The 5,390-nt window shown below is 65.1% G+C and carries 5 protein-coding genes; all 5 read left to right on the top strand.

Going from position 1 to position 5,390, the window contains the following annotated elements:
• Positions 1 to 828 (top strand): SDR family oxidoreductase (locus MJD61_19980; protein MCG8557542.1); only part of this gene is annotated, 828 nt, incomplete at its 5' end.
• Positions 829 to 834: 6 nt separating this feature from the next.
• Complete coding sequence (locus MJD61_19975) at positions 835 to 2,286, top strand: polysaccharide pyruvyl transferase family protein (GenBank protein ID MCG8557541.1); 1,452 nt, start codon at positions 835 to 837, stop codon at positions 2,284 to 2,286.
• The gene (locus MJD61_19970) at positions 2,283 to 3,911 is read left to right on the top strand and encodes an AMP-binding protein (GenBank protein ID MCG8557540.1); all 1,629 of its coding nucleotides are present in this window, start codon (positions 2,283 to 2,285) and stop codon (positions 3,909 to 3,911) included. The genes MJD61_19975 and MJD61_19970 overlap by 4 nt, the downstream gene beginning before the upstream one ends.
• Complete coding sequence (locus tag MJD61_19965) at positions 3,908 to 4,735, top strand: enoyl-CoA hydratase/isomerase family protein (protein ID MCG8557539.1); 828 nt, start codon at positions 3,908 to 3,910, stop codon at positions 4,733 to 4,735. The genes MJD61_19970 and MJD61_19965 overlap by 4 nt, the downstream gene beginning before the upstream one ends.
• Before the next feature lie 15 nt (positions 4,736 to 4,750).
• On the top strand, positions 4,751 to 5,390 hold a 640-nt coding region (locus MJD61_19960), incomplete at its 3' end, for a long-chain fatty acid--CoA ligase (GenBank protein ID MCG8557538.1).

Here is a 5,390-nt window from a genome sequence, read left to right as displayed (position 1 = left end):
GCGATAGACTGGAGCCGCAGCGACTACGACCCGTACGCACGTACCAAGAAGTTCTGCGAGCACATGCTGTGCGAGCTGCTTCCCGATGTCCCCTTGACGATCTTCCGGCCCAGCATCGTTCTGGGCGACAGCCGTTTCGCCGAAACAACCCAGTTTGATATGGCGATTGCCTTCGCAGTGCTGGCCCGTGCACCCGTGCTGCCGTTCGACCCTGACGCGAGGCTCGACATCGTCCCAGCAGATTTCGTGGGACGTGCCATTGCCACGATTCACCTGCGCGGTGAGCCGAAGCACCCCGTCTATCACCTGTCCTCCGGCCCCGCGTCGCTGAGCTACAAGCAGATAGTGACCGAGCTGCGCCGGCAAGGCTACGATCATCGGCCGCTGTTCGCGCCGAAGCTAACGAAACCAGCGACGGCACTCGCGGGCGCATTGGCGAGGACGCCCCGCAGCTGGGGCGTTGCGTACGGCGCTTCGTTGTTTCAGGTCTTCTTGCCGTATCTTGCGTTTGATACCGTCTTTGACAACCGTCGTGTCGTCGAGGAGCTCGGCGAGTCGCCGCCCTCTTTTGGGCAGTACGCCCACCGACTGCTGCGCTTCGCGCTCGAGCACGGTTTCAAGTACCCCTATCGCCCATGGCCAGCAGCGGCGTCCGCGGCGGAGGATTTGCGTGCCGCAGCAGCTGCTCCGCACAGCCAAAGCAGCGGCGGCCAGAGCAGCGGCGGCCAAAGCAGCGGCGGCCAGAGCAGTGGCGGCCAGAGCAGCGGCGGCCAGAGCAGCGGCGGCCAGAGCAGTGATGGACGGTCCCACGGGATCGCGCAGGGTTAGGGTCTCATGGTCGCGCTGCTAGATCGGGTTTCCAGGGCGCTCGACCCCGACCGGGGGCTCCAGCTGGCGATGTCGGGGCTGATCGAGGCTCAGGGCACGAGATACGCGCTCGGTACCGATCGGGCGGCATGGTGCCCGGGACAGCCCCTGAAACTCTTGCTGGCCGGATACGTGGGGACACGCAACACGGGAGCGGACGTGCGCGTGGAGGAGATGATCCGCCAGTTCCGCCGCATCCTGGGTGATGACCAGGTCGAGCTGACCCTGCTGACGGTCGACCCGGCGCTGTCGGCCGGCTACTTCCGGGCGGTGCGGCAGGTGCAGCTGCCCACCGTGTTTCCGAAATTCCTCTACGACGAGTGCCCGAGACATCACGGCGTGGTGGCGTGCGAAGGCTCGATGTTCAAGTCCAAGTTCGCTACAGCGCTATCGACGATGATGGCGGGCGCCCTGGGATTGGCGGCCGTGGAAGGCAAGCTGAGCGTGGGCTACGGCGCAGAGGCGGGGGAGATGGTCGAAGGACTGCGCGAGTTCGTACGGCGCCAATGCAAGAACAGCTTCGTGATTTGCCGCAACGAGCCGTCGCGCCGGGTCCTGGAGGCGCTCGGCATCCGGACTGCGGGCGGCACCGACACGGCGTGGACGTTCGAGCCGTCTGCGCGAGAACGCGGGGCAAACCTGCTCGAGAAGGCCGGCTGGGACGGTCGCAGCGAGCTGCTCGCGATCTGTCCCATCAATCCGTTCATGTGGCCGACCAAACCGGATGTCATGAAGTTTCTGGCCCTTCGTTTTGCAGGCCAATACCGAGAGCAGCACTACAAGTCCATCTATTTCCATCACGATTCCCCTGAGGCGCGCCTGCAGCTCGATGCATACCTCGGCGCGATCGCCGCCGCAGTGGGTGTTTTTGCGAAGGAGCGTGGCGTTGTTCCAGTCCTGGTGGGCATGGAACGCCTGGACCGCAAAGCCTGTGCGCTCCTCAGAGAGCGGCTCGGGTTTCGAGCGCCCATGTTCGTGAGCGACGAATACGATATGTACGACCTCGTCAGCGTGTTGAGGAACTGCTCGCTGATGGTGACTTCGCGCTACCACGCCATGGTCACGTCGATGCCTGGGCTGGTGGCCTCGGCGGGCATCACGATGGACGAACGGATCCACAATCTCCTGCACGATCGTGGTCACCCGGAGCTGCTGCTACGAACCGGCGAGGAGGGCCTGGGGGAGAAGCTGATCGAAACGCTGCGGCGGCTGGATCGGGAGCGCGCGCGCTATCGGGAGGAGATCGCCCGCTTCGTTCCAACGCAGCTGCGGCTCATGGGACAGATGGGCATGGCGTTTTGCGACGAGGTTTCCCGGGTCTACCCGGACTTCGAGCTGCCCGCACGCACGCGCGCGTGGCCGGATTACCTGCCCTCCCTGGGTAGCAGCATGAGCGGCCTATTGGAGCAGTGGGGATGAGCTTCATCGCTAGGGTGTTTCACAACCTCGAGGAAAACGCGGCAAAGACCGCGCTGTGTGAGATGAGCGCCACCGGACCGCTGTCCACATCGGGCGCGGGCCTTTTGGACCTGATCGGCAGCGCCCGGACGTTGCTGCGCGCCAGGGGTATCGGCCCGACCGATCGCGTAGCCTTGCTGGGTCCCAATTCTACAAGCTGGGTAGCCCTGGATCTGGCGATCATGGCGGAGGCTGCGGTGTGTGTGCCGCTGTACGCACGCCAGCAAGGCCAAGAGCTCGCGATCATGCTCGCGGACTGCGCTCCAGCGCTGCTGATCGTCGCTGATCAGGAGCTTGAAAGAACCGTGCGCAGTGCATGGCCCGAAGCTTGCGCCATAGCCCGCTATCCGGAGGTCTTCGCGAGCAAGCCTGTGAGCGAGCCGCCTGGACCGGCGTCCGCCGATGCTTGCGTAACGATCGTCTACACGTCCGGCACGAGCGGCCAGTTCAAGGGGGCGATGCTCACGCGAGCCAATGTGGACTTCATGCTGGAGCGTACCGTGTCAGCCCTCGATCGGCTCACCGGGCCGCGAGACGCGCAGGACAGGGCGTTTCACTACTTGCCCTTTTGTTTCGGCGGTTCGAGAATCATGTTGTGGACGCAGCTGATGCGGGCAAACTGCCTGACGCTGTCCACGGATCTCGACCGCCTGGTGCAGGAGCTGCGCAGCGCGGACCCCCACTACTACCTCAACGTGCCTGCGCTGCTCGAACGGGTCCGGGCCAAGGTCGAAGAGCAGCTGCAGGAGCGGGGCCGCGTGGTGCGCAGCCTTTATCAACGCGGCGAGCTGGCCTACGCGCGCGTGCGCGCGGGGCAGGCCGCCGGCAGCGATCGGGTGCTGCTGAAGTTGGCCAACAGGGTGATCTTCACCAAGATCCGGCGGACTATCGGGCCCAGCCTGCGGTTCTTGATCTGCGGCTCCGCGCCCCTGAGAGAGGAAACGCAGGCGTGGTTTCGGATGCTCGGCCTTCCCGTCTATCAAGTCTATGGGCTAACCGAGACGACCGCCATCGTGGCCATGGACGAGACCGACCGCGTCAAGTCCGGGTACGTGGGCTACCCGATCGAAGGCTGCGAAATCAAGATCAGCGAGCAGCGCGAGCTGGTCTGTCGGGGGCCGAATGTCTTCGCAGGTTACTGGAACCGGCCCGAGGAGACCAAGGGCATCTTGCGCGACGGTTGGCTGCACACGGGCGACCAGGTCGAGCAGGACGCCACCGGCAACCTGCGTGTCATCGGGCGCATCAAGGACATCGTGGTTGCCGAGTCCGGCCACAACGTGGCGCCTGCGCCTATCGAGGCGAAGCTGGCAGGGGCCATTCGGGGCGCCGAACAGGTGCTGGTCGTCGGTCATGGCAGACCCTTCCTGACCGCCATAGTGACCGGATCGGCGCAGGACGAAGCCATCGATTCGGCGCTGCAACAGGTCAACTCCACGCTGCCTCACTACCAGCGGATCCGCAAGATCTTTCGCGCTCCCGAGCCTTTCAGTATCGACAACGGGCTGTTGACGGCCAATCAGAAGATCAAGCGCGCGGCGATCGAGAGGCGCTACCAGGAACAGATCGAAGGCATGTACCGATGATCCGTTGGACCACGCGAAGCGGAATCTGCGAGCTCGAGCTGCGTCGAGAGCCTTGCAACGAGATCGGGAGCCAGATGCTGCGAGAGCTGGAGGGTTTCTTGCGCGAGCTCGACTTGCGCGGCGTGCGGGCTTTGATCGTTCACAGCAGCCGGCGGCGCGGCTTTTGCGCGGGCGCCGACCTCAGGGAATTGGCATCGGTCATGCGGGCGCATCCGACGGGTAGGGAGGCGCGCACTGCTGCCCAAAGGCTCGCCAACCGCGCGCTGCGCTCCGCCGGCCTGCGCCGCTTCATCGATCGGGTCCACGCGGTCATGGACGCACTGGACACCCTGCCTATCGTGACGTTGGGTGCCGTTCACGGCGTGTGTTTCGGGGGGGGGTTCGAGCTTGCCTTGACCTGTGACCTGCTGATCGCGGAGCGCAGCGCCAGATTCTGTTTCCCGGAGCTGCGCCTGGGCATCATTCCGGGTTTCGGGGGCATCCCGCGGCTCAAGCGCGCACTGCCGAATCCCGTAATCCGTGACATGCTGCTCACGGGGCGCAGCATCAACGCGAAACGAGCTGCTGAGCTGGGGCTCGTCAGCCAGGCGGTGGCCCCGGGCCAGGCGCTCGCGGTGGCACGCGAGGTGGCCCACCAGATCACTCATTTCGAACGCAGCGCGGTGTCGGAGGCCAAGGCGTTCATCAAGCCGCTGCCGCAAAAGGAATTGCGACAGGAAAGGGCGCTCTTCCTGCGTATGTGCCAGGGTCCGTGGCTCGAGCAGGCGCTGAGGCGCTTCGAGCAGAGCTCGGACCGCATGCCCTACCTGCCCCAGGGAATGTGAAGAAGGAATGTAAAGATGGTCATGCGCTGCAAGGGTCAACGAAACGACGGCCTGCTCGATCTGCGACGGCTCGACTGCCTGGGAGCAGCGCTGCGTGACGCGTGCTTGACCTACAACAGCAACACCGCGCTCATCGAGACGGATCGGGTACGAGACAACACGCGCTTGACCTACCCCCAGCTGCGCGCCGAGGCCGAGATGGTGGCCGCTCGGCTGCAGGCAGCGGGCTTTTCGCCGGGTGACCGCTGCGCGATCGTCATGTCGAATCAGAGCAAGTGGGTAATCGCAGGACTGGGCGCCCTGTGGGCCGGCGCTGTGCTGGTGCCGCTGGACTACAAGCTGACAGCCGCCGAGCAGCTGGCTCTGCTGGCGCACGCCAAGCCGAAGGCGCTCATCACCGAGTACCCCCTGTGGCGTTCCCTGGCCCAAGCCGGTCGGACGCCGTTTCAGGGCCTTGTGATCACGGTGAGCGAGGCGCCCGCGATGGCAGACCTGGCCGGCGCCGGCCGCTGGGAAGATAAGGTCGCGACGGATTTCCGGTACGTAGAGCGCGGGCGGCGCGACACTGCCTGCATCGTGTACTCGTCGGGCACGGGGGGCACTCCGAAAGGCTGCATGCTGACGCACGACAGCTACCTCACACAGGCGCAAGCTC

The organism is Pseudomonadota bacterium (assembly GCA_022361155.1).
Taxonomy (GTDB): Bacteria; Myxococcota_A; Polyangia; order Polyangiales; family JAKSBK01; genus JAKSBK01.
Note: the sequence above shows the minus strand (reverse complement) of the source record. Positions and strands in the feature narration are given on the sequence as shown.